Genomic DNA, 24887 nt, shown 5'->3' with positions numbered 1-24887 from the left:
CCTGGAGGCGGCGTGGCGCTGACGTGCGGCAAGTCAGGTTCCCGGCCCGGCTCCGGCGTATCCTGCCAGTGTGCATGCAGAGCAGATGGCCGAGGACTACCCGGTGGTCAGCCTCGACACCACCGCTCAGGAGGCTCTGGAGCAGCTGGCGTCCCGGCGTCTCCCGGGCCTGATCGTCGTGGACGAGAAGGGCAAGCCGCATTCGGTCCTGCCGGCCTCGCAGGTTGTCCGTTGCCTCGTGCCGACGTACGTGCAGGACGACCCCTCGCTGGCCCGGGTCATGGACGAGACGCTCGCCGACGAGACCGCGAAGAAGCTGGCGGCCGTCACGGTCCGCAAGCTGCTGCCGTCCGAGCCGGTCGAGCTGCCGGTGGTGGAATACGACGACACGGTGATCGAGGTGGCCGCGATCATGGCCCGGCTCCGCTCACCGCTGGTCGCGGTCATGAAGGACAACAAGATCATCGGCGCGATCACCGCCTCCCGGCTCCTGGAAACGGTCAGCGCAACGAACTGAGCTCCAAGTCGGTGATCGCGTGACCGTGATCGCCGTGGCGGTCTTCGTGGTCGCGTACGTGCTGATCGCGACCGAGTGGACGCACAAGCTCATCGCAGCGCTGGGCGGCGCGGGTCTGCTGTTCGCGCTCGGCGTGACCGACACCGGCCACGCGTTCTACTCCGAAGACACCGGGATCGACTGGAACGTCGTGTTCCTGCTGCTCGGGATGATGATCATCGTCGGCATCCTCCGCCGTACCGGTGTCTTCGAGTACGTCGCGATCTGGGCTGCGAAGCGCGCGAAGGGATCGCCGCTGCGGGTGATGATCCTGCTGACGCTGATCACCGCGACCGCGTCGGCCTTCCTCGACAACGTCACCACCGTCCTGCTGATCGCCCCGGTCACCCTGCTGGTCTGCGACCGGCTCGGCGTCAAACCCGTACCGTTCCTGGTCGCCGAGGTGATGGCATCGAACATCGGCGGCGCCGCGACGCTGATCGGTGACCCGCCGAACATCATCATCGCGAGCCGCTCGGGCCTGACGTTCAACGACTTCCTGATTCACATGACGCCGCTGGTGGTCATCGAACTGGTGGCATTCACGCTCGTGCTGCCCAGACTGTTCAAGGGCGCGTTCGACGCCGACCCCGACAAGGTCGAGGACGTCCTGCGGCTGAACGAACGCGAAGCGATCCACGACACCCAACTGCTGATCAAGTGCGGAGTGGTGCTGCTCGCGGTCTTCACCGGCTTCATCGGCCACGCCCTGTTCCATCTCGAGCCCGCTGTCGTGGCATTACTCGGTGCGGGGGTCCTCGTACTCATCTCGCGCGTCCCGACGAAGGACTACATGGGCAGCGTCGAGTGGCAGACGTTGCTGTTCTTCGCCGGGTTGTTCGTGATGGTAGGCGCACTCGTCAAAACCGGCGTCATCGCCGAGCTCGCCGACCTGGTCGGGGACGCGACCGGCGGCAAGCCACTGCTCGCGGTGCTGCTGATCCTCGTGGTATCGGCCCTGCTGTCGGGCATCGTCGACAACATCCCGTACGTCGCCACCATGAGCCCGATCGTCTACGACCTGACCAAGACCATGACCGACCCCGCGCATGCGCACGCGTTGTGGTGGGCACTTGCCGCCGGCGCGGACTTCGGCGGCAACGCGACGGCGATCGGCGCCAGCGCCAACGTCGTCGTGATCGGCATCGCGTTGCGCGCCGACCATCCGATCAGCTTCTGGGAGTTCACCCGCAAGGGTGTGGCGATGACCGCCGTCACGATCCTCGTCGCAGCGCCGTACCTCTGGCTGCGCTACTTCGTCCTGGCCTGAGGGAGAGTCCTGTACGAACCACTGAACGCGATGGCGATCGGCCTGCTCGTGCTGGCGCTGGCCAAGACCCTGCATGGCAACCTGTTCCTGGCTGCCTTCGCGGCCGGTATCACCGTCGCCACGTTCGGTCCGGCACAGCGCACCGCGTTCGAACAGTCCGGTGAATTGATTGCCGAAGGCCTCAAACTCGCCGCGCTGCTCGTCTTCGGCGCGCTGATCTCGGTGGAGTTTCTGGGCGAGATCAGCTGGCAGGGTTGGGTTTTCGCGCTCGTCGCACTGCTCGTCGCCCGCCCGGCCGCCCTCGCCCTGTCCTTCCTGCGTTCCGGCTTGGGCGCCCGCGAGCAACTCGCCGCAATGTGGTTCGGGCCGAAGGGCTTCGCGTCGGTCGTCTACGGCCTGCTCGTCCTCGAGTCAGGCATCCCGGCGGCTGACCAGGTCTTCCATCTGGTCGCTCTGACCATCGTCGTATCGATCGTCGCCCACTCGTCGACCGACATCCTGGTCGCCCGCTCCTTCGAACACGCCGACCTGTCTGTGCCGTGACAACGGCCCGGCCGCCACGGGGACAGCGACCGGACCGATCACGACCGTAAACGAGCCGTCGGCACAGTCCCAACAAGCCGCCAAGCATTGTGATCCGACACCAACACTCCGACCTCAGGGCAGGTCGAGGTCCCGCCGCTCGAAGTTCATCCCGTCCCGCCCGTACCGCCGGATCGCCGCATCCCGAATCCGCGCAGTCGTGCCCCGCCCAGCACCCTCAGCCGGGCCGACGGAGTCGTCCTTTGAACGCACGTTCAAAGCCTAAACACCCGTTCAATCCTTGCGCAAGTAGTGGGTGCCGGCGGGTCGTGCGGGGGGTGTAGCGTGTCCTGTTGGTGTGCCGGGAAGTCTGGTCGGCGAGATGCACATCCATGCCGAGTGTCAGGATCTTGTGATGCCCAAACCGCCGACGTCCGCTACTGCCGCAGCCGAGGTGCCGGTACGTAAAGTGCCACCCCGCTGGGTGCTGTTCTTCGCTTTCGCATTCGCAGTGATCGCCGACCCGGTCTCCTCTGTGGCTTACGCCATCGAAGCGGCGCTGCGGGCACTGCATGGTGACTTGTCGCGCCTGCTGCCGACGATGATCCTGGTCGTCGCACTGGTGACGGTGGTGACGGCCAACTACTGGCAACTCGTCGCGCGCTTCCCGCGGGGCGGGGGCGCCGCCGCGGCGGCGGGCCGTGCGTTCGGGCCCCGATGGACCTTCCTGCCGATCGGCGCGCTGGTCGTCGACTTCGTGCTGACCATCGGTATCTCCATCTCGGCCGCGGCCAGCGCCGTCATCGCGCTGGCACCGGCCTTGGCTCCATGGCGCATCGTCTTCGCCTTGCTCCTGCTGGTGGTGGTGGCCGGGCTGACCTGGTTCGGGCACGGCGGACGGCTCCTGTTCGCCCTGATGACCGCCTTGTTCGTCCTCGTCGCACTGGCTGTGCTGGTGATGGGCTTCGCTGCCCCACACTCCATGGGGCACGCCCCGGCGACCCCGCACCCCGGCGCGCACTCGGCGACGCTGGCCGTACTACTCGCATTTCCGGTGGCGATGGCCTTGGCGACCGGCGTGGAAGCGCCCTCAACCGCCATCGCGCAGCTCGGCCAGCTCGACAACACCGCTCGACGGCGCTTCGGGCGAGGCACGCTCGCCCTGTTGGTCGTGATCGTCGGTGGCCTGACTCTCGCACTGACCGCGCTGGCCGGACGGCTGCACATCGGCATACCCGCAAACGACTCCACGCAGATCGCCGACATCGCCCACGCATCAACTGGGCCTGGCTGGTTGTACGCCGCCTTCCAGCTCACCAGTTCTCTGCTGTTGCTCGCCGCCGCCAGCTCGTCATTCCAGGCCGGTCCCGGCCTGCTCAAAGCCCTTGCCGGCAGCAAGCAGCAGCCCGGCGTCCTACCCGCCTGGCTGGGACGAACCAACCAGCACCATACGCCATATTTCTCGGTGGTGGTCTATCTCGTGGCCGCAGGCCTGATCATCGTGGCTGCGGCCGGGCAGGAACAGGAACTCGTCCTGTTCTATGCGGTCGCCGTCTTCGTCAGCTTCCTGGTTGGCCTGGTCGCCATGACGCACTTCGCCCGAGCCGAGCGCAAGCCCGCTCTCGCGATCGTCAACGCGACGGCTGCGGTCGCGGTTGCGTTCACGCTAGCCGTCAATCTCACCCGTGGCTGGCCGATCCTCTCGCTACTGAGCACGGTTCTGATCGCCGGCGCTCTCTATTTGCGGTGGACGCGCGCCGGCCGGCCCAGCGGACTCGAGGATGTCGAGGCCAGAGCTGAAGCCGACTGAGTACTGTCCTGGATCATGAACGACGGCATCATCACCACTCCGGAGCCGGAGAAGGTGCTGCCCACGACTATTGACACGAGCCAGGACGCCACGGGTGTGGACGTCGCTCGTAACCAAGCCGCGTACGATCCCGTCGCCGCCCGCCTGCGTGTTGATCCAACCGGCAAGGTCGCGGCCAGCCTGAAACCCGAGCTACTGGAGCGTCACGCGAGCGGCGGACTCCACTTGAAGGAACTCGCACGCTTGACCTCGAATCAACGGGAGGCGCGTCAGACCTGGGCCGTCCACGCCGCGGGTGACAGCTATCTCAGGGACTACACCACTTCTTTCGGCAATTACTACACATTCGCCGAGAGGGTGAAGAACGGGCCCGAGGCGTTCCGGAACTATGTCAACGCACCCACCAGGACTTAACCAGTGACGAGTCAGGGGACCCCAACACGATGAGGACGGCCTCCTCTTTCACAATCATGGCGGCTGTAACAGGGTCGACAATCTTGGCGGTCGCTGGATGCACCTCGTCCGGCGCAGATCATCCTGCGACGCAGCAGCCGGCAAGTTCGACCACCCCGTCGCCCAAGTCGACTGCGTTGATCCCCACGGCTGTGACTGTGGAGATCCGGCCGACCGGCGGAACGCTGGCTACCCGTCAGGAGCAAGTCCTGGCGGCCTTCTCCGAGTTCATCAATGCGCAGTTTCGGCACTGGTCGCACCCTTGGGTCATTGATCCTGTCTACGCGCGCAGCGTGCTCCCCGATTCCCCCTACACGCCGCTGGCGACCGACAACATCGGCCAGACCGGACCAGTTGTCGTCCAACTCCTGTCTGTAGACGCCGACACGGCACAGGACGCGAAGGTGACCTACTGCCTCGATGCGCGGTCGGTTCGCTACCTCGGCCGAGACGGTGCAGTCGACGTACCCGGCCCGCCGGCGACCGGCTGCGTGGCGCGATGACACTCGAAGAGACAGACTTGTCGGGATTGATCTCCGAAGGGTGGCTGATGGCCGACCGAGGCTGGGCGCCCCGGCCGGCCCAGAGAGGGTGCGTTGGTCACTGACCGCCGGTGGCGATCGTGCTGGCCTGGCGGTTCTTCTGGACTGCGGTGGCCGCATTCGCCAGGTCGGTCTCGATGGCCGATGTTCTTCTGGCACTGCGCCCAAGCCTGCCGGAACTCGTTTGCGTGCTTGCCGGTCCACTGAGTGCACCTGACCTGCGGCTTTCTCGTTCGTCGGTGATCAGCGGTGATCCTGGTTTGCCAGCGACTCACGGAGCAGGGACGGAGCATTTAGTTGCTTCCAGCAACTTTTACGGACGAGCGTGGATTGGGGTTTTAGAGGCCGACGAGAAAGAGTACGCCGGCGACGAGGAGGCCGGCTTCGACGAGTACGACGAACACGCGGTCGCTCATCTTTCCGACGAGGTGTTTGCCGGTCCATGCTCCGAGCAAGGTTGCCGGCGTGAGCGCCAGGCCGTACAGCAAAACCCGGCGGGTGAGGAGGTCGCCGGTTCCATACGCAGCCAACTTGGTGAGATGCATGATCAGTGCGCTGCACGCCTCGGTTCCGATGTAGGCGGCGCGGGTCAGCCCGTACGCCAGGAAGAAGGGCGCGGTTAGCGGACCGACCGACCCCAGGAGCGCCGACCCGAGGCCCGAAGCGGCGCCGACAGCCGCGAACGCGGGATCGGACGGCTTGGCTGTTGTCGGCGTGAACCGGCGCCAGACCACCACGATGATCAGAAACGCTCCCAGCACCCGCTTCAGCGGAGTCAGCGGCGCGTGAGACAGCAACAGACCACCGCCGGCAGCCAGCGGGACCGCACCCAGGGCGAACCATCCGATCAAGCGCCAGCGCAGGTGCCCGCGATTGAGCCAGGCCCGAGCCCCGTTGCTCGTCAGTTGGGCGACTGTCAGCATCGGTACGGCGGCCTTGAGGCCGAACAGCGCCGTGAACACCGGCAGCAGTAACACCCCGCCGCCGAACCCCGCCACGGCCGACAGTACGGCGAGACAGTACGCAGCCGCAGCGGCGAACAGAAACGGAAGGGCGGCGATCAGCACGAGCCCAGCTTGCCCTACCTGCCACAGATCTCGCCGAGCACCTGGCCGACGCTACAAGCGCCGTCCCGGCATGCGGTGGTCTGTCTGTCGCCGATGCCCACCGGGTGTAATATGCACAAGTCGATGCCAGTCCTTCGGCGCTCACGCCCGCCGCGTTCGCCGCTGGCGCGATGATCGGGATGCTGGGCGGGCTGATCGGGCTTGGCGGCGCCGAGTTCCGGCTGCAGTTGTTGATCGGTGTTTTCGGATTTGTCGCGTTGCAGGCGATGATCCTCAACAAGGCGATGAGCCTGGTGGTCGTCCTGACAGCGCTCCCCGCACGATTGCTCGCGATCCCTCTGAGCGCGGTGGCGACGCATTGGAGCGTCGCGGTGAACCTCCTGGCCGGCTCGCTCGTCGGTGCCTGGGCGGGAGCGACCTGGGCGACGAGAATGCGATCCGCGACGCTGTACCGCGTACTCGCCAGCCTGCTCATCCTGATCGCCGCCGCGCTCGCAGCCAATCACCTCGGAGTGATTCCTGCGTCCCATCTCCCGAGTGCGGTCCGGATACCCGTGGGCGTGATCGCGGGCCTCTTGATCGGCATCGTCGCCGCGCTGATGGGAGTCGCCGGCGGAGAACTCCTCATCCCGACCATCGTCTTGCTGTTCGGCATCGACATCACGGTCGCGGGGAGTCTCTCTCTTGCCGTCTCGCTCCCGACGATGCTCGTTGCGTTCGCGCGCTACAGCCGAGACGCGAGCTTCCAGGTCCTGCGCGCGAACCTGGGCTTCGCCGGCTTCATGACCTCGGGATCAATCACGGGCACAGTCGTCGGCGGCCTGCTGCTCGGGGTTGTGTCCACGCGCGTGCTCATCCCACTGCTGGTCGCCCTGCTGCTCGCCTCGGCCGTCAAGGTATGGCGCCGCTGACGGCGCTCAGCAGCAGCTCCCCAGATACGATTGCAGGTCGGCGAGTGCGGCCGAGGCACCCTCGCGGTCAGCGCGATAGAGCACAGTCTTGCCTTCGCGGCGGGAGGTGACGATGCCACCGCGGCGCAGGATGTCCAACTGCTGAGAGGCCGTGGACTGGCCGATGCCGGCCTGCTCGGCGACCTCGTTCACCGACAGCTCCGCGCCACGCGCGAACAGCAGCATGATGCGCTGACGAGTCGGGCTTGAGAGAGCCTTGAGGAAGTCGTGGGTCGTGGCCGACAGCTCGGCCGGCAGAACCGTGGCCGGACCTTCGCCGCGCTTGCCGGTGCCCATCATCCTCCTCGCTCACCTCTGATGACAGATTAGCCGACCTCGAGACACGAGTCCGTCGAAGCTTGCATGGCTGATCTGGCCCCAGCCTCTCTCGCTCAGCAGCATCATGTCCCCAGGCCTAATCATTTCGTCATATCGGGATATTACGATATGTTTCTGTCATGACATCTGACACCGTGGTGATCATTGGCGGCGGGCAGTCCGGGATCGCGGGCGCCTCCGCTGTGCGCGCAGCCGGGATGCGTCCGGTGCTGCTGGAGGCGGGCGACCGAGCCGTTGGATCCTGGCCGAGCTACTACGACAGCCTGACGCTCTTCTCCCCCGCCCGATACAGCGGTCTTCCCGGCGTGCCGTTTCCCGGCGACCCGGACCGCTACCCGACCCGCGACGAGGTCGTCGCCTATCTCGAGCAGCTCGCCCTGCGACTCGACCTCGACCTGCACACCAACAGCCGCGTCCAGGCCGTGACGGTCGCCGATCGGGGCTTCGTCGTACACACCGACGCCGGCCCGGTCTTCGAGGCACATGGCGTGATCTGCGCCAGCGGATCGTTCAGTAACCCATACCGTCCGCAGATTCCCGGCAGCTTCAGCGGTCAACTCCTGCACGTGGCGGAGTACCGCAGCCCCAAGCAGTACGCCGACCAGCGCGTCGTCGTTGTCGGCGCAGGGAACTCCGCGATCCAGGTCGGCTACGAACTCGCCGAGCTCGCCAAGGTCACCCTGGCAGTACGGCGCCCGGTCCAGTTCGTGCCCCAGGTCCGGGGCGGTCGCGACATGCACTACTGGCTGCACACCCTGCGGCTGGACCTCCTGCCACCGGCGGTCTTGCGCAGACTGATCCGCGGCACTTTGGTCTTCGACACCGGCATCTACAGCGACGCGCTCAAGTCGGGACTGCTCGACCAACGCCCGATGTTCACCAGGTTCGACGGCGACAGCGTCGTCTGGGCAGACGGCCGCCAGGAACACGTTGATGCCGTCATCCTCGCCACCGGCTATCGCCCCAACCTCCCGTATCTGCAAGGCCTCGGCGCACTCGACGACACCGGGCTGCCACTACACAAACGTGGTGTCTCCTCGACCCGCCCTGGACTCGGATACCTCGGCATCGAGTTCCAGCGATCCTTCTCCTCGAACACCCTCCGCGGCGTCGCACGGGACGCGGCGTACGTCGGCAAGGCCCTCAGCAAGCACGTCCGCGCCCAGCACCGTTAGGGAATACCGAAGCTGGTCCGTAAGCACACGAGCAGAGCGGTCGCTTCAGCAGACGACAGGGCTACTACCCCGGCGCCACACCGATACACATCCGTTTCACCGGAGACCGCGAGACAGGCCGACTGCCCGGCGCGCAACTGCTCGATGTCCACGGCGCCGAGATCGCCAAGCAGGTCGACACGTACGCCGTGGCACTGCAGACCGGCCTCACCGTCGAGCAACTTCTCGACCTCGACCTCGCTTACACCCCGCCACTCGGAAGCCCGTGGGACGCCGTACAGCTGGCCGCGCAGCACTGACTCGCGGTGCGATAGCCCGCACCAGCGCCGACCAGAGCGTCGGATGCCACCTCAGTCCCCGCCTGGGGGACGCGGACTTCTCCAGACACCACGACGCGTTGCCGCCGTCATCCTTCACGGACGAGATGCCGACCGAGCAGTAGGCAGGCGGGCAGCTGCCAACAGCAGCAGGCCTGCGAGCACACATGCCGACGCGACCAGTACGACGAGGCGCGCGTAGCCGACAGCTGCGGCGATCACGGCTCCGCCGAGCGGCGCCGAAGCTCTGGCAACGAGAACCGGTGCGGCCAGCGTTCCCGCGATGGTGCCGTAGCCGGTGGCGCCGTACCGGTCGAGCAGGATCGCGGGTGTCGCGATCGAGGCGATCCCGAAGCCGAGACCGAACAGCACCAGGCACACGATCGCCCCCGTCAGCTGCCGCCCGACCACCGGCAGCAACGACAGTGCCGTCCCCTGAACGATGAAGATCGCCCCAGCGATGGTCGTCATCGGCAACCATCGGGTGGACAGCGTGCTGACGATCCGCCCGGTGACCGACAAGATCCCGAGCAACCCGGCAAGCGTCGCGGCCAACGCGGCCGAGTGGCCGAGGCTGGTCAGATACAGCACCAGGTGTACGGCGATCACCGCCAGCGCGGCACCTTGCAGCACAAACGTTGCTGCCAGCAAACAGAAGGCCGGATCGCGGAGCGCCCGCCGCGGTGACGGGCGTTGGCGCCGCCCCACTCGCTCACCTGCCGGCCCCGCATGCCGCAACGCCAGGCCATGCAGCGGCACCGTGATGACCGCAAGCAGAACCGCCAGCACAAGCAGCGAGGACCGCCACTCGAGCCGAGCCACCAGCTGGCCGGTCAGCGGGATGAAGATCGAACTCGCGAATCCCGCGACCAACGTGATACCGAGCAGCGCCTTCGCACGCCGAGCCGGCTCGGTGACGGCGACGACCACGGCGAACGCCGGCTCGTAGAGCACCATCGACGAGGCGACACCGATCAGTACGAACACGGCGTACAACTGTGTCGCGGTCTGCACCTGCGACCAGGCCAGCACGGCCGTCGCGCCCAGGGCCGAGCCGACCGTCATCAGCGCATGACCGCCGCGGGCGTCGAGCCATCGGCCGACTGGGATGGACAGTAGGCCCGACACCAGGACGGCGGTGGTCAACGCACCGGCGGCCATGGCGTTCGAGATGTCCAGGTCCCGGCTCATCGGTCCGAGGATCACGCTGAAGGCGTAGTACAGAACGCCGTACCCGACGGTCTGTGTGACGGCGAGGGCTCTCACCAGCCGCCGTGGTCCAGGCCTGGCGGCGACCATTCGAGCCGCCAGACCTGAACTGAGCGACATCAGTTGCAGCAGCCCGACTGGGTGGCAGGCTTCGCGTCGACCACGGTCAGCAGCCCGCCGCTGATACCGGTGGCCAGACCACGCCCGGCAGGCGCACCGATCGTGACAGCCTGCGGAGCCGGGCCGCAGCAACCACCCGCGGACTCATCGGCAGAGTCGCCATAAGCGAGGTTCGACGAACACACGCCGGTTTCTGGCAGGTTCAGCTGTACGTCGCGGGCCGCGTCCCAGTCACCGGCCAACGCAGCCACCACCGATCGAGCCTGCTCGTAGCCGGTAGCCAGCAGGAACGTCGGCGCCCGTCCGTACGACTTCGCACCGACGGCGTAATAGCCGGGCTCCGGATGTTGCAGCTCGTCGACGCCGTGCGGCGGGACCGTGCCACAGGAGTGCTGGTTCGGGTCGATCAGCGGAGCCAGCGCCCGTGTGGAACCGAGGATCGGGTCCAGGTCGAGGCGCAGCTCGCCGACGATGTCGTGGTCCGGCCGGAAGCCGGTCGAGTTGACGATCGTGTCGGCCACCACCCGGCGCTCCCCCGCGGCCAGCTCGACCCGGCCGTCCGCCGTACGGGCGATCGACTCGATCCGGAAGCTGCTCACCAGCTCCACCCGGCCGGACTGCACCAACGCCTTCAGGCGGCTGCCCAGCGCGCCGCGCGCGGGGAGTTCGTCGGCATCACCGCCGCCGTAGGTCCGGGCCTGGTCCGCACCGCGCACCACCCACAACACCTCGGTGCCAGGCTCCTGAGCGACCAGATCACCTAGCTCCAACAGCGTCGTCGCAGCCGAGTGACCGGCACCGACAACCGCCGTACGCCGACCCGCGAAACGCTCACGGTCCCTCACGAGAACATCCGGCAGCGCAGACGAGATCGCGTCCGCGACCTCCGCCTCGCCGCGGGCGGGAATGCCGGAACCGCCTAGGACGTTCGGACGCCGCCAGGTACCAGCCGCGTCGATCACGGCCGCGGCGAGCAGCTCGTCGCCGCCTGCCAGCCGGACCAGGAAGGGCGCGTCCTCGCGGCCCGTCGTACGGATCCGGTCGAATCCCACCCTGGTCACCGCGGTCACCTCGGCGCCGTACCGGATGCGGTCCGACAACTCCTTGGCCAACGGTGCGAGGTAGGAGTCGATCAGGTCGCCACCGCTCGGCAGCTGGTCCAGGTCCGGCTCGATCCACTCGGTCCGCTCCAGCAGACGGCGCGCGGCACCGTCGATGTCGTAGCGCCAAGGGCTGAACAGCTTGACGTGCCGCCACTCCTCGATCGCCGCGGCCACGCTCGGGCCGGACTCGAGGACGACGAAGTCCAGGCCACGGTCGGCGAGGTGAGCCGCGGCCGCGAGGCCGACCGGCCCCGCCCCGATCACGACGACCGGCAGATCCTTCGATCCAACGCTCATTGCTTGTCTCCAAAACTCTGCGAAGCCCTGAGGGCTGAGTTGACGTTCATCTAATCAGCGACACCCACCTTGCCTCCTGATTAGACATAAGTCAAGATAGACGTATGTCAAAACAGGACGTCGTCATCGGGGCCTCGAGTGGCTGTTGCACGCCGATCATGGATGCCGCACTCGACAGTGCCGGCGCGACCGAGGGTGCGGCGGTGTTCAAGGCGCTCGGCGACCCGATCCGGCTGCGCCTGTTGTCGATGATCACCTCGGCCGGCGAGGAAGTCTGCGTCTGTGACATCACCCCGCAGTTCGACGTCTCCGGCCCGACCATCTCGCATCACCTGAAGGTGCTGCGCGAGGCCGGCCTGGTCGACTGCGAGCGCCGCGGCACCTGGGTCTACTACTGGCCCCTGCCCGAGCGCCTGACCTGGCTCTCGACGCTGCTGGCCGTCCCGGCGCCCGCGACCGTCAACTGAACGACGTGCGGGTAGTGATCGTCGGCGGTGGCCAGGCGGGTCTGGCCACCGGGTTCTACCTGCGTCGCGCCGGGCTCGTCCCGGGCCAGGACTTCGTGATCCTCGACAGCGCCGAGCAGCCGGGCGGCGCCTGGGCGCGGATGTGGCCGACGTTGCGGACGTTCTCTCCGACCCAGTACTCCTCACTGCCAGGCTGGATGATGCCGCCCTGGACCGGCGACCGCGGTTACCCGTTGGCCGCGCACGTCGTCGACTACCTCACCCGCTACGAGCAGCGCTACGACCTCGTCGTACGGCGAGACACGCAGGTCAACGCAGTACGACGAGGCGACGACGGGCGGCTGCTCGTGAAGACCGGAGACGGCGATTGGTCCGCAGAACACGTCGTCTCCGCGACCGGAACCTGGAGCCGGCCGTTCGTTCCGGCGTACCCGGGCTCCTTTGCCGGCAGGCAACTGCACACCGCCGGTTACCGCCGCGCGTCCGACTTCGCCGGTCAGCGGGTGCTGATCGTCGGAGGTGGCAACTCGGCCGCACAGATCCTCGCCGAGGTCTCGACCGTCGCCGACGCCACCTGGTCCACCCTGCGACCGCCTCGATTCCTGCCCGACGAGGTCGACGGCCGGGCGCTGTTCGAGATCGCCACCAAACGGCACCAGGCCCGCGAGGCCGGCGAACCCGACGACGGCGGAGTCGCCGGGCTGGGTGACATCGTCATGGTCGCGAGCGTCCGCGAGGCCCGGAGTCGCGGCGTACTGCAGGCTCGCGGTCCGTTCCGCCGCCTGGTCGATCACGGAGTCCGCTGGCCGGACGGCCGCGAGTCGTCGTACGACGTGCTCATCTGGTGCACCGGTTTCAGGCCGGCCCTCGGGCATCTCGCCCCGCTCGGCCTGCGCGGACCCGACGGACTCATCCCGACCAACGCCACCCACGCCATCAAGGAACCCCGTCTGCACCTCATCGGGTACGGCGACTGGACAGGGCCTGCCTCCGCTACGCTCATCGGCGCCGGCCGGACCGCCCGCGAGCTCGTCGCGCACCTGTGATCAGGCAGGACCAACCTGCAGTTCGCCGACGAGCTTCTCCACCCGGCTGCGGATCTCGTCACGGACCTGGCGGACGACCTCGATCGGCTGACCAGCCGGGTCGGTGAGCTCCCAGTCCTCGTACCGCTTGCCCGGGAAGATCGGACAGGCGTCGCCGCAGCCCATGGTCACGATGACGTCGCTCTCACGAACGGCCTCGGTCTCCAACAGCTGCGGAACCGCCCCGGTGATGTCGATGCCGATCTCGTGCATCGCCTCGATCGCGACCGGGTTGATCTGGTCGCGCGGCTCCGAACCGGCCGACCGGACCTCGACCGAATCACCCGCCAACTGCCGCAACCACCCGGCAGCCATCTGAGACCGGCCGGCGTTGTGGACACAGACGAACAGGACACTTGGCTTGCTCACTTCGATGCTCCAGTACTCGCAGTGGTGTCGACATGAGGTGTGACAACTTCGTCCGCGGCCCGTCCGGCTCGCGGGTACAGCAGCGCCAGCAGACCCACTCCGACAGCGGCACCGACGAGCTGCGCGATCATGAAGCCCGGCAACGACGCGGGCGCGATCCCGGCAAAGGTATTGCTGAAAGCGCGCCCGATCGTGACCGCCGGGTTGGCGAACGAGGTCGAAGAGGTGAACCAGTACGCCGATCCGATGTACGCGCCGACCGCGGCCGGAGCCAACGCGGCCCGCCCCGCCGATGCGAGCGCGAAGATCAGCACGACCAACCCGCCCGTCGCAACGACCTCACCCAGCCACAGATGCCCGGCGCTGCGGTCCTTCGTCGACCACGACACCGCCGCTTCGCCGTACATGAGATTCGCCAGGATGGCACCGATCACCGCACCGACGACCTGCGCCGGAACATAGGCGCCGAGATCACGCGCGGTCAATCCGCTGCCGCTGCTCCGGCCGAGCCACCAATCGACCGCCGAGACCACCGGATTGAAGTGTGCGCCGGACACGGGTCCGACCATCAGGATCAGTACGGCGAGTCCGAGTGCGGTGGCGAAGGCGTTCTCCAGCAACTGCAGCCCGACATCGTTCGGTGACAGCGCCGCAGCCGCGATGCCGGAACCGATGACGACCGTCACCAGCAGCCCGGTACCGATGCCTTCGGCAAGCACCCGCCGCCACAAGGGAACCGTGGTCACGCGCGCCCACCAGCAGCCGGTACGGCGAGCTCGTCGAGCAGCACACGAACCCGACGCTCGATCTCGTCGCGAATCGGACGCACGTCGGCGACATCCAGGCCGGCCGGGTCGTCAAGGACCCAGTCCTCGTACCGCTTGCCCGGAAAGATCGGACAGGCGTCACCGCACCCCATCGTGATCACCACGTCCGCGGCCCGAACCACCTCATCGGTCCACGGCTTCGGGTACTCGGTCGAGATATCGATCCCCCGCTCGGCCATCGACGCGACCGCGGCGGGTTTCACCTCGATACCCGGTTCAGAGCCACCCGACCAGGCGATCGCACGATCGCCCGCCAGCCGCTCGAAGAACCCCAGCGCCATCTGACTGCGGCCGGCGTTGTGGACGCACAGAAACAGTACGACCGGCTTCCCATCATCGTGATGTCCCTCAACGCGCGCGAGCGCGCTGAGACGTTGCCGCGCGAAGCGCTCCGCCAGCAGCGGCAGGAAGTTCGGCATCGTGCTCCCGGTGGCGAACTGGTCGTAGCTGGAGTGCAGGAAACGTTCGATCGTCACCGGCCCGAAGATCCCGGCGAACTGCTCGCCCAATCGCGATGCCGCCGTACGCAACGCGAGCTGCTGATCGATGGACAGGTCTTCACGGTGATACCCGGCAACCTCGGTCATGCGCCCCTCCCCTTCTGTTCTGACACCAGTGGCACCAAGCGATCGATACGGCCGGCGATCTCGTCGTACGCGGCCTCGAATGCCGCATCCGTGTCCACCGGCGCCGGATCCGGCACCGACCAATGCACCCGCGGCCTGGCGTCAGCCGGCAGATGCTCGTACGCGATGTCGCACACGGCGATCACCAGATCCTCCGGCCGGACCACGTCGCTCACCTGAGCCGTCCGCCAGCCATCTGGATCCAAGCCACGCCGCCGCGCCACCTTCACCGCTCGCGGATGCACCCGCTCCGCAGGCCGCGTCCCCGCCGACACCGCCGGCACATGACTCCGCCGCGCCCAGATCGCCGCCGCCAACTGCGACCGCGCCGAGTTGTGCGTACACACGAACACCACCCGCGGCACCTGGCTCAACGAGGGACTCGCGATCTTCGCCAACATCTCCGGCACCAGCCGCACGTACGTACGCCGGTGATCCCCCTCCGACCTACCCCGCACCACCAACCCGGCGTCCTCCAGCACCTTCAGGTGGTGAGCCACCAAATTGGTCGGCATCTCCAGAATCGCCCCCAACTCCCCCGGCGCCGCATCCCCCACCCCCAGCGCATCCACAATCGCCAACCGCGCCGCATCCCCGAGCGCCGCGTACGCCCGAGCCCGCTCCACCAGTGACGTACGCTCAACGTTCATTGCCTCAATAATCACTGAGCTATCCCGAACTGTCAACCACAGGCGCCCCGCACCTCGGGCAACAACGGCCACACCACTGAACCACCCCGGGTTTGATGCACACCTCCTTCGTTGGGAAGGTGGCATTCATGCCGAGCAAGTACGACGAGCAGACCCGCGCGAAGGCGGTTCGTCTGGTCCTCGATCATGTTGATGACTATGACTCTGAGTGGGCGGCGATCAAGGCGGTCGAGATCTTGAAGGCGGCGACAAGTTTCTTCGCGCGGGAGAGCGACCCGCGACAGCGGTGATCTGCCGGTTCGTCGCCGAGCACAAGACTCGGCTCGGGGTCGCTCCGATCTGCCGTGCGCTGTCCGCGCACGGCAGCACGATCGCCCCGAGAACCTACTACGCCTGGGCCACCCGGGCGCCGTCGAAACGGGCCTTGTGGGACACCACGGTCACCGAGTTGCTGGCCGGGTACTACGAACCCGGCCCCGACGGCCGGCGCCCGCCGGAGTCGCCGTACGGGTCGCTGAAGATGTGGGCCCACCTGCAACGGCAAGGCATCCAGGTCGCGCGCTGCACCATCGAGCGGCTGATGTGCACCAACGGCTGGCGTGGTGCGACCAGGGCCAAGAAGGTCCGCACCACCATCGCGGACCCGGCCGCGACCCGGGCACCGGACCTGGTCAACCGGCAGTTCGCCGCCCAGGCACCGAACCGGCTCCTGGTCGCGGACTTCACCTACGTACGCCTGGCCGCCGGCACGTTCGCCTACACGGCCTTCGTCATCGACGCCTTCGCCGGGCGGATCGTCGGCTGGGAATGCTCCACCAGCAAGCACACCACGTTCGTCGAACGCGCCATCGCCCAGGCCGCCGCCTTCCGCGCCAGACAAGGCAACCCTGTGAATGCCCCGCAAAACAAGGCGATTCACCACTCAGACGCCGGATACGCTCACTTCAACAGCCCGGTGTTGCATCGACCGGTTGAACTCGCCCAGTACACCTCGCTGCACTTCGCCGAGACCCTGCAACTCCACGGCCTCAGCAACCTCGAGGCCATCACCGCCGACTGGGTCCACTGGTACAACACCACCGACACGGTGTCGGAAAACGACAAGCGGAGATCCCCCGACGACCCGCGCTCCCGTCCAACGTCCCCGGACAACCGCGTTCGACGACGGTCTACTGAGCTCGGAGCACCAACTGGCGCCGGCGGTCGGTGCCGACCGGCAAACTGGCAGGTTCGCGCGCGTTCCCGTGTGAGCGCGCGCCTCGTCTGTCCCGACGGGGCCGCCAGGAGTTCCCCGCCGTACCTTGGCGCCGGCCCCTGCTATCACCCCGCACCGCCGACCCGGGCGACGGCTGCTCCGAGTCACACAGCACCTGGGTGTCGGCGGGCGGACTGGAGGACGGCTCCGGCGCCACGAAGCGCCGCCAGGTGTGGGGCGGGCGCGGGCTGGACGGTCGCACCCAGCTGTGTCGATAGTTTGAAGGTGATTTCCGGACGGAGTGCACCGCCGCCGGTCAAGAGTATGCCTCGATCAAGCGCGTCGACCATTTGCGGACCGTCGTCTCCACGCATGAGGTCGATGATCGACTCCGCCACTTCTTGGATGAGCTGCGAGGCCGGAAGGTTACGTCCTAGGTCGCTGACACCCAGCGCCGTACTGCGAGCGCTACTCAAAGCACCGCTCGCCAACAGAGCGATCTCAGTCAGCTCGGCGCCCACGTCCACGACCAGGAGCGGCCGCGCCAGGTCGGCACGGGCTCCCAGCGCGGCGGCCTTGACGCTGGTGATCGTCATTACGGTTTCGGGGTCGAGGACTTCCAGTACGGAGAGGAGTTCGAGGCGGTCAACCTCGTCGCAGGCAACCGGGATCGTCGCCACAACAGTAGGACGCCCGCGTCCACGCGCTCGAGGACAGACAAGGTTACCGAGAACGTCTGCCATCGCATCCGCGTCGATGATCTTGCCTCGGTGCACCGGCTTCCTCGTCGGACCGCGGGCCACCGTGGGCGCATCGACTACCACACCGTGCTCCGGCGTCCAAGCCCTGGTCCGTGCGCTGCCCACATCGATGGCAATGCCCGCGGTAGTCCGTGCGGTCAAGTCGTTCAGCCGCCGCGACCGAACGACGGCGGGCAACGAAGTCACCGACCGGATTCCCGCAGTCGGTGACATTCGCCGCAGTACAGGCACTGTGGGCAGATCCGCAGCCGTTGCACCTCAACGGTACTGCGACATCCGTGGCACCGGCCGTAGTGGCCGGTATCCATCCGGTCGAGAGCGGCTTCGACGTCCGCCAGGACTAGCCGCGCCGCGACAGTAAGTTGGTCCTGCACCTCGACCAGCGCCGATCCCTGACCACCGCTCGACTGCTTCGGCCGGGCCGACCGGCGGATGGCGCTCAGCTGTTCCCGGCGGAAGGCTCGCTGCTCGAGTAGGTTCACTCGCAGGGTCGCCAACTCCTGCCGAGACAGTCCGGCATTGATGACGGTGGCCGCATCGATCGTCATGGGCTCGACTCCTCGATGATTCGCCGATGTCAGAGTGCCAGCTGCTGACAGCGCACGCAGTAACGCACGTAGGGCAAGATCTCCAGCCGTCCAACCGGGATTCGCCCCTCGCAGCGGTGACAAACGCCATACGTACCGTCGTGCACGCGAGCCACGGCTGCATCGATCTCGGCCAGGACCTTCCGGATCGCCGTGGTCTGTACGGTCACCAGGTCCTTGTTCGCGTTGGGCTTGTCCGATTCCATGGCTGTCACCTGGGCGAGACGGGTGTTTCGCTCGTGCTGCAGCCTCTGCAGGATCTCGTGCTTGCGCGCCAGGCCGGGCTGACCGGCCGAACCGCCGCTGCTGGAGATCGTCCGTGGTGGGTTCATGCCTCCACCATCGCCACTGGCGCTCGCATTTCCCATCGGGACCAGCACCCATCTTTGCCTCTGGTCCTCAGATGGGTGTCAGCACCGATCGACATCCTGGCGGCAAGGGAGCATCCTGACGGCGTGGGCAGCAGACTCGACGGACTCGCGAGATAGTGGAGGCTGTTGGTCAAGAAGAAGGGATCCTGGCGGTGTCGTTGTTCTGGCGGATCTTCGCGCTGAACGCCATCGTGCTCGGAGCGGCGACCGCGTTGCTCCTGTTGGCGCCCGTAACGGTTTCTGTACCGGTTCTGCTCACCGAGGCCGGCGTTCTGATCGGTGGCCTGGCGGTCATGCTCGTCGCGAACGCGGCGCTACTGCGGATCGGGCTCGCCCCGCTCGCGCGGCTGACCCGTCAGATGTCAACCGTGGACCTTCTCCGCCCCGGTCAGCGCCTCTCCGTGAGCGGCCACGGCGGAGTACCCAACCTGCTCCGCGCGTTCAACGCCATGATCGAGCGACTGGAGCGCGAGCGAGCCACCAGCGCTGCCCGAGCCCTGTCGGCGCAGGAGTCCGAACGTCGGCGGATCGCCCGGGAGCTTCATGACGAGGTCGGCCAGAGCCTCACCGCCGTGCTCCTCGACCTCAAGCGCGCGGCGGACCTGTCAGTCGATCATGCTCTGCGTGTCGAACTCGCACAGGCTCAGGAGACCACCCGATCCAGCCTGGATGAGGTACGCCGACTCGCCCACCGTCTGAGGCCCGGCGTACTCGAAGATCTCGGACTGGTCAGCGCACTCACGGCCCTTACGACCGAACTGTCAGACCACACTGGTCTGCTCATCCGCCGGCACTTCGAAGCCGGCCTTCCGAGGCTCGACGAGCAGACCGAGTTGGTCCTCTACCGGGTCGCGCAGGAGAGCATGACGAACGTCGCCAGGCATGCCGGTGCCGAACGCATCGATCTGTACCTCACCGGCCACGAGGACGCCGTGGTACTGCGGGTCAAGGACGACGGGCGCGGGATCGGCCTGGCGCACGAAGGCGCCGGCCTCCGCGGGATGCGCGAACGTGCCCTTCTGATCGGAGCGTCCCTCGAGCTCGCCGCTGCGCCGAACGGCGGAACAGAGGTCAGCCTGACAGTGCCCGTGCAAGGAAGTGAAGCCTGAGATGCAGCCCACCAAGATTCTTCTCGCTGACGATCACGCGCTGGTACGCCGTGGGATCCGGCTGATACTTGACCGCGAGCCCGATCTGGAAGTCGTCGCGGAGGCATCTGACGGCAGTGAGGCCGTGTCGCTCGCCCGCAGTCAACCGGTCGACCTGGCGATCCTCGACATCGCGATGCCGCGGATGACCGGGCTCCAGGCTGCCCGTGAGCTGTCCGTCGCACGCCCCGACCTGCGGGTGCTGATGCTGACGATGTACGACAACGAGCAGTACTTCTTCCAAGCACTGAAGGCCGGCGCATCGGGGTACGTCCTGAAATCAGTCCTCGACCGCGACCTGGTGGAAGCCTGCCGGGCAACGATGCGCGGGGAGCCGTTCCTCTACGCCGGCGCCGTGACCGCGTTGGTGCGCAGCTACCTGGACCGCGTCCGTCAGGGCGTCGACGTGCCCCAGCAGATCCTCACAGCACGCGAGGAAGAGGTGCTCAAACTGGTTGCGGAGGGCAACTCGTCGAAGGAGATCGCTGAGCTCCTGACGATCAGCGTCAAGACCGTCGAGCGCCACCGCTCGAACATGCTCCAGAAGCTCGGACTCCGCGACCGCCTCGACCTCACCCGCTACGCCATACGCGCCGGTCTGCTCGAGCCGTGACGTGGCGCGCCACAGCCCGATCGCTGACCCCGACCTGGTCGCTTCCATGCTCAGCACTGGCGAGTTCCCAGCCGCGTCGCGCCGGTGTTCGGGCGGCGGATGGTCAAGAGCATCCTGCCGTCGGAGGTCGCAGTCTGGTTGACCGATCTCATGGGTGCCTATGGCCCGTCGACGGCCAGGAGCGCGTTCTTGGTGCTCAACGGCTGTCTTGAACTCGCCGTGGCGGACGAGCTGATCAAGCGCAATCCGGTCAGTCGAAGATCGTCAGGAAGCCGAGTAGGCGGCTCGCCAAAGTTGTTGCCTGGCCGGACGAAACGGTGGAGCGCATCGTCGAGGCTCACCCTGAGCGGTTCAGGCTGCTTCCGACGATCGGATCGGCAGCCGGCTTGCGACAGGGCGAGATGTTCGGACTCTCGGTTGACGATTTCGACTTCAGCCTGATGCTCATCAGAGTCCGTCGCCAGGTGAAGCGCCTTGGCAAGAAGTTCGTCTTCGCGCTCCCCAAGAATGACAAAGAGCGCTTCGTTCCGATGGCACCCGTGCTCGCAAGCGCCGTCAGGAGCCACATCGAGCGGTTCGGAACCACCACCATCTCGCTGCCGTGGGAGCGGCTCGACGGCTACCTACAGTCGCATGACCTGATCTTCAGCTGGACAGACGGCCGGCACCTCACGGCGCGTCTACATGACGAGCTCGTCTGGAAGCTCCTACGACCGTCCGCGGCACGCAGTTGATCGTCGGCTGGAGCGACTTGCCCTGCGGCTGACGGAGCAGTCACGGAGCAGGGCCGATCAGAGCTCGGACTTCGATGACATCGATCGAGGTCCCGGCTTGCTCTGAGAGCAAGTCAGGGCAAGCCGGAAGCCGTTATAAACAAGGCTATTTCAGCTCGGCCGAGGTCTTACCGAGCAGGCGCCGCGCCACGATCAGCTGTTGGATCTGTTGGGTGCCTTCGAAGATGTCGAGGATTTTGCTGTCTCGGGACCACTTCTCGAGGAGTTCGTGTTCGGAGTAGCCGAGGGAGCCGGTTAGTTCTACGCAGCGGAGGGTTATGTCGTTGGCGGTGCGGCCTGCCTTCGCCTTGGCCATGGAGGCTTGGAGGGAGTTGGGGTGGCCGTTGTCGGCCATCCAGGCGGCTTGGAGGGTGAGGAGGTGGGCGGCTTCCCAGTCGGCTTCCATCGCGAGGTACGTCGCGGCGGCCGCGGGCTGCTGGTGGACGGGGCGGTCGTAGTCGATCTCGACACCTGCCTCGGCCAGCAGGTCTCGCGTCACCTCCAACGATGCGCGGGCGCACCCGACGGCCATGGCGGCGACCAGGGGGCGGGTGTTGTCGAAGGTCTGCATGACCCCCGCGAACCCCTTGTCCGCATCGACCTCGGGCGATCCGAGGAGGTTATCGCGGGGGACGCGGCAGTTGTCGAAGCGGAGCGTGGCGGTGTCCGAGGCGCGGATGCCGAGCTTGTGCTCCAAGCGCTCCACGGTCATGCCCGGCGTGTCCTTCATGACCACGAAGGACTTGATCGCGGCGCGGCCGAGGGTCTTGTCCAGGGTTGCCCAGACGACGACGGCGTCGCAGCGGCCGCCGGCGGTGACGAAGATCTTCTCGCCGTTGAGGACGTACGCGTCGCCGTCGAGCCGTGCGGTGGTCTGGATGCCGGCGGAGTCCGAGCCGCAGTCGGGTTCGGTGATCGCCATCGCAGCCCAGACACCGTCGAAGCGCTGCAGCTGCTCGTCCGACGCCACCGAAGCGATCGCCGAGTTGCCGAGGCCCTGGCGCGGCATCGAGAGCAACAGCCCGACGTCGCCCCAGCACATCTCCATGATCGACAGCACCGAGGACATGTTGGAACCGTTGACGACTCCGTCCTCGGCGGCAGCGGTACGCCGTACCCCGGACGCGCCCGCGCCGGAACCGGTGCCTGAGGCCCCTAATCCGTCGACCATCGCGGCGAGCATGTCCAGCTCGACCGGATACTCGTGCTCGGCGAGGTCGTAGCGCCGCGAGTTCGGCCGCAGCATCTCGGCGGCGACCTGATGCGCCTGGTTGACGAAGGCGCGGAACTTCCGGGGCGTCTCCAGGTTGATCATCAGACCAGCACCGCACCTTCCATCACGCCGATCGCCCGCAGGTCGCGGTACCACCGTTCCACCGGATGCTCCTTCACGAACCCGTGCCCGCCGAGCAGTTGTACGCCGTCAGTCCCGATCTGCATGCCTTTCTCGGTGCACAGCCGCCGCGCCAGCGCCACCTCACGAGCGAACGGGAGCCCTTGCGAGGCACGCGATCCGGCCCGGTACGTCACCAGCTTCATGCCCTCGAGTTCGATCCCGATGTTCGCGACCATGAACGCCACCGACTGTCGATGACTGATCGGCTCGCCGAACGCCGTCCGCTCGTTCACGTACGGCGTGACGTAATCGAGCACCGCCCGCGCCGTACCCAGGGCCAGCGCGCACCACCCGAGCCGCGACAACCGAACGCACTCGGTGTAGTCCTCGACCGTCCCCAACGGAACCGCCGGTACGTCGGTCAGGATCATCCGGCTGAGCGACGCCGCCCGCAACCCCATCGACGGCTCGGCCTCGATCGTGACGCCGGGGTGGTCCGGCTCCACCACGAACAGGCGCGGCCCCGCGTCGGTCTGCGCACCGATCACGAACAGCTCCGCGTCGGCGGCCCGCGGTACGAGCGACTTCACGCCGTTCAGCAACCCGCCCGTGCACTTCGTCCGCAACTCGAACGGGTCGAACAACGCGCGCGGCTCGAGCAGCGCCAGCGCGGCCGCCGGGACCGACGACCCCGTGAAGGCCGGCAGGTACGTCGCCTGCTGCGTCTCGTCACCCCACAACGAAATCGCCGTACTCACCGCCGACGGCGCCAGGCATGCGACGGCCTGGCCCATGTCGCCGTGCGCGAGCGCCTCGGCGACCAGTACGCCGGTCATCTCGGACCGCTCGGTCACGATGCCGCCAAGTTCCTCCGGCACCTCGATCAGACTCAGCCCGAGCTCGGCGGACGACTCGAGCACCTTGCCGTCGGTCGCGCACACCACATCGGCGGCGGACGCGGCCGGCCGCAGGACATCGGACGCGAAGGACCGAACGACGTCGACCATCATCTGCTGGTCCTCGGTCGGCGTCAGGTCGAACCGCCCGGTGGCGCGGGCGGCGGGCAGCCGGGAGGGCGCCGCTTGCTTCGAACCTGCCGTGAACCGCCGGGAGAGCGCTCCCGCCGCCCGGAATCCGGTCTTCGTTGCCTCGAACACCGCTCGCTCGGTGGGCTTGCGCAGTCCGAGGCGGTCGATCGCCCGCGACCGCGCCAGCCGGTTCAGGAAGGCGACTCCGACGCCGATCGCGTCCCGCCGCCCCCGCGTCCGCTCGTCAAGGCTCATGCGGCTACTGTAAACCGAAGTTACAACTCAGGTCACGCCCCGCCCGTTGTAACCTGACGCACCTCGGCAGAGGGAGGGTGCGGTGGTGGCGGTCAGCATGTCCGACGTGGCGCGCCACGCGGGCGTGTCACAGCGGACCGTCTCGAACGTGGTGAACAACTACGTGCACGTCTCCCCCGCGACCCGCGCCCGCGTCCAGGCCAGCCTCGACGCCCTCGGATACCGCCCGAACACCGCCGCCCGCCGCCTGCGCACCGGCCGCACGGGCACCGTCACGCTGGCCGTCCCGACCTTCCGCGAGCGGTACTTCGCCGACCTCGCGGAAGCAATCGTCGCCGCCGCCCGCGACCGCGGTACGACGGTCCTCGTCGAGACCACCGCCGGTCGCCGCGAGACCGAACTGGAACTGCTCCGCGGCGGCGGCGAGATCCTCACCGACGGCGTGATCATGAGCGCGGTATCGCTCGGCCGCACCGATCAGCGCAGTACCCGCCCGGTCGTCCTGGTCGGGGACCGGGAGCCGGGCAGCGCGATCGACCACGTCGGGATCAAGAACCGCGAGGCGGCGCAGGCCGCGGTCAACCACCTGCTCGACACCGGCCGCCAGCGCATCCTCCTGCTCGGCGCAAACCACGGACCGAAGCGCTCGTACCAGCTCCGCCGCCAGGGCTACCAGGCCGCACTCAAGAAGCGCGGAATCACCGAGGGGCTGCTGGTCGACTGCGACTGGACGACTGCCGCGGCCGCCGAGGCCGTCACGCGGACCTTCAAGGACATGCAGCCGGACGGCATCTTCGCGATGAACGACTCGGCCGCCCTCGGAGCGCTCAGGGCGCTGCAGCGCGCCAAGATCGACGTACCGGGTGATGTGTCGGTCGTCGGGTTCGATGACATCGTCGAGTCGGGTCTGTCCACGCCGACGCTGAGCACGGTCGCTCCGCTGCTCGGTGAGATCGCGGTCAACGCACTCGACCTGCTCGAGGAGCAGCTCGACGAGGACCACGTGCCGCAGCACCGGATGGCCGGCTACGAACTCCGGATCCGGGAGAGCAGCACCCGCTGAAAC

The 24887-nt window shown here is 67.3% G+C and carries 27 protein-coding genes and 3 pseudogenes; 16 read left to right on the top strand and 14 right to left on the bottom strand.

Annotation, left to right across the window (positions count from 1 at the left end; genetic code table 11):
• Positions 1-70 precede the first annotated feature (70 nt).
• From ACWGID_RS08625 to ACWGID_RS08615, 3 genes are read left to right on the top strand one after another with little or no spacing between them, the layout of a single operon-like run.
• Complete coding sequence (locus ACWGID_RS08625) at positions 71-517, top strand: CBS domain-containing protein (RefSeq protein ID WP_452195778.1); 447 nt, start codon at positions 71-73, stop codon at positions 515-517.
• Between the two features lie 19 nt (positions 518-536).
• Entirely contained in the window at positions 537-1826 is a 1290-nt protein-coding gene (locus tag ACWGID_RS08620) for an SLC13 family permease (protein ID WP_452195777.1), read from the top strand.
• Positions 1827-1835: 9 nt separating this feature from the next.
• Positions 1836-2369 (top strand): cation:proton antiporter domain-containing protein, encoded by a 534-nt coding sequence (locus ACWGID_RS08615; RefSeq protein ID WP_452196100.1) that lies wholly within the window; start codon positions 1836-1838, stop codon positions 2367-2369.
• A 114-nt stretch (positions 2370-2483) separates the two neighbouring features.
• Here the strand turns inward: ACWGID_RS08615 and ACWGID_RS08610 are convergent, their stop codons facing one another.
• Positions 2484-2621 (bottom strand): hypothetical protein, encoded by a 138-nt coding sequence (locus tag ACWGID_RS08610; protein WP_452195776.1) that lies wholly within the window; start codon positions 2619-2621, stop codon positions 2484-2486.
• An 85-nt stretch (positions 2622-2706) separates the two neighbouring features.
• On the opposite strand from ACWGID_RS08610, the gene ACWGID_RS08605 reads away from it, so the two are divergent.
• From ACWGID_RS08605 to ACWGID_RS08595, 3 genes are all read left to right on the top strand, one after another.
• Positions 2707-4158 carry an amino acid permease gene (locus tag ACWGID_RS08605; protein WP_452195775.1) on the top strand — a complete coding sequence of 484 codons (1452 nt, stop codon included), beginning with the start codon at positions 2707-2709 and terminating at the stop codon, positions 4156-4158.
• 15 nt (positions 4159-4173) lie between these two features.
• Positions 4174-4572, top strand: coding sequence for a hypothetical protein (locus ACWGID_RS08600; protein WP_452195774.1), 399 nt, complete (start codon positions 4174-4176; stop codon positions 4570-4572).
• A 191-nt stretch (positions 4573-4763) separates the two neighbouring features.
• Positions 4764-5114: a hypothetical protein gene (locus ACWGID_RS08595; RefSeq protein ID WP_452195773.1), complete on the top strand. Its 351-nt coding sequence runs from the start codon at positions 4764-4766 to the stop codon at positions 5112-5114.
• Positions 5115-5491: 377 nt separating this feature from the next.
• On the opposite strand, the gene ACWGID_RS08590 is transcribed toward ACWGID_RS08595, so the two are convergent.
• On the bottom strand, positions 5492-6220 hold the full coding sequence (locus ACWGID_RS08590; protein WP_452195772.1) for a sulfite exporter TauE/SafE family protein: 729 nt from the start codon (positions 6218-6220) through the stop codon (positions 5492-5494).
• Positions 6221-6387: 167 nt separating this feature from the next.
• Between ACWGID_RS08590 and ACWGID_RS08585 the strand changes: the two are divergent.
• Positions 6388-7131, top strand: a pseudogene (locus ACWGID_RS08585) (TSUP family transporter); the annotation flags it as partial.
• A gap of 6 nt (positions 7132-7137) precedes the next feature.
• Here the strand turns inward: ACWGID_RS08585 and ACWGID_RS08580 are convergent.
• The gene (locus tag ACWGID_RS08580) at positions 7138-7467 is read right to left on the bottom strand and encodes an ArsR/SmtB family transcription factor (protein WP_452195771.1); all 330 of its coding nucleotides are present in this window, start codon (positions 7465-7467) and stop codon (positions 7138-7140) included.
• A gap of 161 nt (positions 7468-7628) precedes the next feature.
• Here ACWGID_RS08580 and ACWGID_RS08575 point away from each other — a divergent pair, with 161 nt between their 5' ends.
• On the top strand, positions 7629-8684 hold the full coding sequence (locus tag ACWGID_RS08575) for a flavin-containing monooxygenase (protein WP_452195770.1): 1056 nt from the start codon (positions 7629-7631) through the stop codon (positions 8682-8684).
• Positions 8685-8749: 65 nt separating this feature from the next.
• A pseudogene (locus tag ACWGID_RS08570) lies at positions 8750-8983 on the top strand (CoA-disulfide reductase); the annotation flags it as partial.
• 114 nt (positions 8984-9097) lie between these two features.
• Here ACWGID_RS08570 and ACWGID_RS08565 read toward each other — a convergent pair.
• Together ACWGID_RS08565 and ACWGID_RS08560 are read right to left on the bottom strand one after the other, a co-directional pair.
• Positions 9098-10267, bottom strand: coding sequence for an MFS transporter (locus tag ACWGID_RS08565; protein ID WP_452195769.1), 1170 nt, complete (start codon positions 10265-10267; stop codon positions 9098-9100).
• A gap of 62 nt (positions 10268-10329) precedes the next feature.
• Positions 10330-11730 (bottom strand): FAD-dependent oxidoreductase, encoded by a 1401-nt coding sequence (locus tag ACWGID_RS08560; RefSeq protein WP_452195768.1) that lies wholly within the window; start codon positions 11728-11730, stop codon positions 10330-10332.
• A 104-nt stretch (positions 11731-11834) separates the two neighbouring features.
• Between ACWGID_RS08560 and ACWGID_RS08555 the strand changes: the two genes are divergently transcribed.
• Complete coding sequence (locus ACWGID_RS08555; RefSeq protein WP_452195767.1) at positions 11835-12197, top strand: ArsR/SmtB family transcription factor; 363 nt, start codon at positions 11835-11837, stop codon at positions 12195-12197.
• A gap of 5 nt (positions 12198-12202) precedes the next feature.
• Positions 12203-13243, top strand: a complete 1041-nt coding sequence (locus tag ACWGID_RS08550) for an ArsO family NAD(P)H-dependent flavin-containing monooxygenase (protein WP_452195766.1) — start codon at positions 12203-12205, stop codon at positions 13241-13243.
• Here ACWGID_RS08550 and ACWGID_RS08545 read toward each other — a convergent pair whose 3' ends face one another.
• From ACWGID_RS08545 to ACWGID_RS08530, 4 genes are read right to left on the bottom strand one after another with little or no spacing between them, the layout of a single operon-like run.
• Complete coding sequence (locus tag ACWGID_RS08545) at positions 13244-13651, bottom strand: arsenate reductase ArsC (RefSeq protein ID WP_452195765.1); 408 nt, start codon at positions 13649-13651, stop codon at positions 13244-13246.
• Complete coding sequence (locus ACWGID_RS08540) at positions 13648-14397, bottom strand: aquaporin (RefSeq protein WP_452195764.1); 750 nt, start codon at positions 14395-14397, stop codon at positions 13648-13650. The genes ACWGID_RS08545 and ACWGID_RS08540 overlap by 4 nt, the downstream gene beginning before the upstream one ends.
• A complete protein-coding gene (locus ACWGID_RS08535) occupies positions 14394-15065 on the bottom strand; it encodes an arsenate reductase ArsC (RefSeq protein ID WP_452195763.1) in 672 nt (223 codons plus the stop codon). The genes ACWGID_RS08540 and ACWGID_RS08535 overlap by 4 nt, the downstream gene beginning before the upstream one ends.
• Positions 15062-15754 carry an arsenate reductase/protein-tyrosine-phosphatase family protein gene (locus ACWGID_RS08530; RefSeq protein WP_452195762.1) on the bottom strand — a complete coding sequence of 231 codons (693 nt, stop codon included), beginning with the start codon at positions 15752-15754 and terminating at the stop codon, positions 15062-15064. Before ACWGID_RS08530 ends, ACWGID_RS08535 begins: the two co-directional genes overlap by 4 nt.
• 128 nt (positions 15755-15882) lie before the next feature.
• On the opposite strand from ACWGID_RS08530, the pseudogene ACWGID_RS08525 reads away from it, so the two are divergent.
• Positions 15883-16784 (top strand): annotated as a pseudogene (locus tag ACWGID_RS08525) (IS3 family transposase); the annotation flags it as partial.
• 329 nt (positions 16785-17113) lie between these two features.
• Here ACWGID_RS08525 and ACWGID_RS08520 read toward each other — a convergent pair.
• From ACWGID_RS08520 to ACWGID_RS08510, 3 genes are read right to left on the bottom strand one after another with little or no spacing between them, the layout of a single operon-like run.
• On the bottom strand, positions 17114-17896 hold the full coding sequence (locus tag ACWGID_RS08520) for a rod shape-determining protein (protein ID WP_452195761.1): 783 nt from the start codon (positions 17894-17896) through the stop codon (positions 17114-17116).
• The gene (locus tag ACWGID_RS08515; RefSeq protein ID WP_452195760.1) at positions 17893-18258 is read right to left on the bottom strand and encodes a TraR/DksA family transcriptional regulator; all 366 of its coding nucleotides are present in this window, start codon (positions 18256-18258) and stop codon (positions 17893-17895) included. Before ACWGID_RS08515 ends, ACWGID_RS08520 begins: the two co-directional genes overlap by 4 nt.
• A 29-nt stretch (positions 18259-18287) precedes the next feature.
• Positions 18288-18629: a TraR/DksA family transcriptional regulator gene (locus tag ACWGID_RS08510; protein WP_452195759.1), complete on the bottom strand. Its 342-nt coding sequence runs from the start codon at positions 18627-18629 to the stop codon at positions 18288-18290.
• A gap of 191 nt (positions 18630-18820) precedes the next feature.
• On the opposite strand from ACWGID_RS08510, the gene ACWGID_RS08505 reads away from it, so the two are divergent.
• The 3 genes from ACWGID_RS08505 to ACWGID_RS08495 all read left to right on the top strand — a co-directional run bounded on the left by ACWGID_RS08505 (position 18821) and on the right by ACWGID_RS08495 (position 21163).
• The gene (locus tag ACWGID_RS08505; protein ID WP_452195758.1) at positions 18821-19777 is read left to right on the top strand and encodes a HAMP domain-containing sensor histidine kinase; all 957 of its coding nucleotides are present in this window, start codon (positions 18821-18823) and stop codon (positions 19775-19777) included.
• Entirely contained in the window at positions 19767-20429 is a 663-nt protein-coding gene (locus ACWGID_RS08500; protein ID WP_452195757.1) for a response regulator, read from the top strand. Before ACWGID_RS08505 ends, ACWGID_RS08500 begins: the two co-directional genes overlap by 11 nt.
• Before the next feature lie 317 nt (positions 20430-20746).
• A complete protein-coding gene (locus ACWGID_RS08495) occupies positions 20747-21163 on the top strand; it encodes a hypothetical protein (protein WP_452195756.1) in 417 nt (138 codons plus the stop codon).
• A gap of 145 nt (positions 21164-21308) precedes the next feature.
• Here the strand turns inward: ACWGID_RS08495 and ACWGID_RS08490 are convergent, their stop codons facing one another.
• Complete coding sequence (locus ACWGID_RS08490; RefSeq protein WP_452195755.1) at positions 21309-22517, bottom strand: acyl-CoA dehydrogenase family protein; 1209 nt, start codon at positions 22515-22517, stop codon at positions 21309-21311.
• On the bottom strand, positions 22517-23821 hold the full coding sequence (locus tag ACWGID_RS08485) for an acyl-CoA dehydrogenase family protein (RefSeq protein WP_452195754.1): 1305 nt from the start codon (positions 23819-23821) through the stop codon (positions 22517-22519). Before ACWGID_RS08485 ends, ACWGID_RS08490 begins: the two co-directional genes overlap by 1 nt.
• Positions 23822-23903: 82 nt before the next feature.
• On the opposite strand from ACWGID_RS08485, the gene ACWGID_RS08480 reads away from it, so the two are divergent.
• Positions 23904-24884, top strand: a complete 981-nt coding sequence (locus tag ACWGID_RS08480) for a LacI family DNA-binding transcriptional regulator (protein WP_452195753.1) — start codon at positions 23904-23906, stop codon at positions 24882-24884.
• Positions 24885-24887: the final 3 nt, after the last annotated feature.

It is taken from the genome of Kribbella sp. NPDC054772 (genome assembly GCF_053611945.1).
The sequence above is the reverse complement of the archived record's forward strand: the minus strand, read 5'-3'. Positions and strand labels throughout refer to the sequence as shown.

Bases quoted from the DNA above. Each gene is read 5' to 3' on its own strand.
- ACWGID_RS08600 (WP_452195774.1), top strand. From the start codon at position 4,174: ATGAACGACGGCATCATCACCACTCCGGAGCCGGAGAAGGTGCTGCCC.
- ACWGID_RS08580 (WP_452195771.1), bottom strand. From the start codon at position 7,467: ATGGGCACCGGCAAGCGCGGCGAAGGTCCGGCCACGGTTCTGCCGGCC.
- ACWGID_RS08575 (WP_452195770.1), top strand. From the start codon at position 7,629: ATGACATCTGACACCGTGGTGATCATTGGCGGCGGGCAGTCCGGGATC.
- ACWGID_RS08560 (WP_452195768.1), bottom strand. From the start codon at position 11,730: ATGAGCGTTGGATCGAAGGATCTGCCGGTCGTCGTGATCGGGGCGGGG.
- ACWGID_RS08555 (WP_452195767.1), top strand. From the start codon at position 11,835: ATGTCAAAACAGGACGTCGTCATCGGGGCCTCGAGTGGCTGTTGCACG.
- ACWGID_RS08535 (WP_452195763.1), bottom strand. From the start codon at position 15,065: ATGACCGAGGTTGCCGGGTATCACCGTGAAGACCTGTCCATCGATCAG.
- ACWGID_RS08530 (WP_452195762.1), bottom strand. From the start codon at position 15,754: ATGAACGTTGAGCGTACGTCACTGGTGGAGCGGGCTCGGGCGTACGCG.
- ACWGID_RS08515 (WP_452195760.1), bottom strand. From the start codon at position 18,258: ATGACGATCGATGCGGCCACCGTCATCAATGCCGGACTGTCTCGGCAG.
- ACWGID_RS08510 (WP_452195759.1), bottom strand. From the start codon at position 18,629: ATGAACCCACCACGGACGATCTCCAGCAGCGGCGGTTCGGCCGGTCAG.
- ACWGID_RS08490 (WP_452195755.1), bottom strand. From the start codon at position 22,517: ATGATCAACCTGGAGACGCCCCGGAAGTTCCGCGCCTTCGTCAACCAG.
- ACWGID_RS08485 (WP_452195754.1), bottom strand. From the start codon at position 23,821: ATGAGCCTTGACGAGCGGACGCGGGGGCGGCGGGACGCGATCGGCGTC.